At 66.0% G+C, this 2,019-nt stretch carries 2 protein-coding genes and 1 CRISPR repeat array; both genes read left to right on the forward strand.

Going from position 1 to position 2,019, the window contains the following annotated elements:
* Positions 1 to 533 (forward strand): CRISPR-associated endonuclease Cas1 (gene cas1, locus AB0I53_RS45345; protein ID WP_358616260.1); only part of this gene is annotated, 533 nt, incomplete at its 5' end.
* 1 nt (position 534) lies between these two features.
* The gene (gene cas2 / locus AB0I53_RS45350; RefSeq protein WP_358616263.1) at positions 535 to 825 is read left to right on the forward strand and encodes a CRISPR-associated endonuclease Cas2; all 291 of its coding nucleotides are present in this window, start codon (positions 535 to 537) and stop codon (positions 823 to 825) included.
* 134 nt (positions 826 to 959) lie between these two features.
* A CRISPR array of direct repeats spans positions 960 to 1,961; the repeat unit is 37 nt; unit sequence GTGGCTCCGGCCCGCCAGGGCTGGAGAGGATCGCAAC.
* Positions 1,962 to 2,019: the final 58 nt, after the last annotated feature.

A 2,019-nucleotide genomic window follows, 5' to 3' on the forward strand; every position in this document is an offset into this window, starting at 1 on the left:
ACGATCCACGGCGGCTGCTCACCCCTCCTCACCTGATCATGATCAACGATCAAGGAACTCCAGACACCACAAGTGATCATTCTGTTAGGAACTCTAAGGACGCCTTCAACTGCTTTCTCTCCTTCGGATACGGCATGCTGCGCACCGCGGCGACCGGTGCTCTCGAACACGTCGGACTCGACCCCTACATCGGCTACCTCCACGGCGTCCGCCCCGGCAAACCTTCACTCGCACTGGACCTCATGGAAGAACTCCGGGCCCTGGTGGTTGACCGCCTCGTACTAACCCTGTTCAACCGCAAACAGATCACACACGCTCACACGATCACCGACCCCGCCGGCAGCGTCAGCCTCACTGACGACGGACGGAAGTTCTTCCTCAGCCAGTGGTCCGAAGCACGAGAACGGAGCTGGAAACACCCCGAACTCGGACGCGACGTCCCTGCCGCACTACTGCCTCTCATCCAAGCCCGCCTGCTGGCCCGACACCTCCGCGGTGACCGGCCACTGTATACACCCTGGGTGGCCGGTTGACATGGAACTCCTCGTCACCTACGACGTCGACACCACAACCCCGGACGGACGTCGCCGCCTGCGTCGCGTCGCCAAAATCTGTGAAGCCTACGGAATCCGCGTGCAAAAGTCAGTCTTCGAAATCGTCTGCACCGACGCTGACTGGCTCACCATGCGACACCGACTGCTGGAGATCATCGCGCACGAACACGACAGCATCCGCGTCTACAGCCTCCAACGAGGCACCTTCGCCAAGGCAGAACACCTAGGACACTCACCACCGGCCGCGCACAACGAGCCCCTGATCTACTGACCACCCCACCCACCGCCTCGGAACCCCAAGCGTCCCCGAACACGCCAAGATGTCCCCAAGCAATCAACGGGCGCGTCGATAACAAACAGGGCACCTCAACTAGCCTCGACAGAAGAAAACCCTGCTCTGGCAGGGTGGCTCCGGCCCGCCAGGGCTGGAGAGGATCGCAACTCCTGCGCCTGGTGCAGCTCGGCCACCGCCGACCGCAGGTGGCTCCGGCCCGCCAGGGCTGGAGAGGATCGCAACACGATCACTCACGAGGTCAACGGCCGCCCGATCGCAGTGGTGGCTCCGGCCCGCCAGGGCTGGAGAGGATCGCAACCTTGCCCAGCAAGGTGTTTCGCTCTCGTGTCCACTCCGGTGGCTCCGGCCCGCCAGGGCTGGAGAGGATCGCAACACCGGGAAGATCCACGTCTATACCACGGCCGCGAGGTGGCTCCGGCCCGCCAGGGCTGGAGAGGATCGCAACCATGGCAACACGGTACTTCGACGGCGACTCGGTGACGATCGTGGCTCCGGCCCGCCAGGGCTGGAGAGGATCGCAACTGCAGCAACTGCCCGTCGAACACTGCCGACCGGCATCGGTGGCTCCGGCCCGCCAGGGCTGGAGAGGATCGCAACCCAGCAGCGCCTGAGCGATCGCGACGACGCGGCCCAGGTGGCTCCGGCCCGCCAGGGCTGGAGAGGATCGCAACTGCGGCGCCGGCGGTTCCAGTCAGGGGGCATCTGCTGTGGCTCCGGCCCGCCAGGGCTGGAGAGGATCGCAACCGGTTCGGCCTGGTCGATGACGAGGACATCGCCGAAGTGGCTCCGGCCCGCCAGGGCTGGAGAGGATCGCAACGGCGTCAGCACGCTCGCGCTCGCCGCCGCCCGCACCTGTGGCTCCGGCCCGCCAGGGCTGGAGAGGATCGCAACTCCAGGTGGTCGATGTCCATCGAGTCGCGGCGGTCGGGTGGCTCCGGCCCGCCAGGGCTGGAGAGGATCGCAACCCGTGCAGCGAGCTGGTCGGAACATGGACGAACACCGGTGGCTCCGGCCCGCCAGGGCTGGAGAGGATCGCAACTCCGTCCCCACCGAGGTCAGCCTGAACTGGTTAGGGGTGGCTCCGGCCCGCCAGGGCTGGAGAGGATCGCAACGACCTCGGGCTCGAACTCGATGGAGACGACGCCTTCGGTGGTGGCTCCGGCCCGCCAG

It is taken from the genome of Saccharopolyspora sp. NPDC050389 (genome assembly GCF_040655595.1).
GTDB lineage: Bacteria > Actinomycetota > Actinomycetes > Mycobacteriales > Pseudonocardiaceae > Saccharopolyspora.

What these genes read in the sequence shown, in the direction of transcription:
- cas2 (WP_358616263.1), top strand. Translation starts at nt 535, where the DNA reads ATGGAACTCCTCGTCACCTACGACGTCGACACCACAACCCCGGACGGA.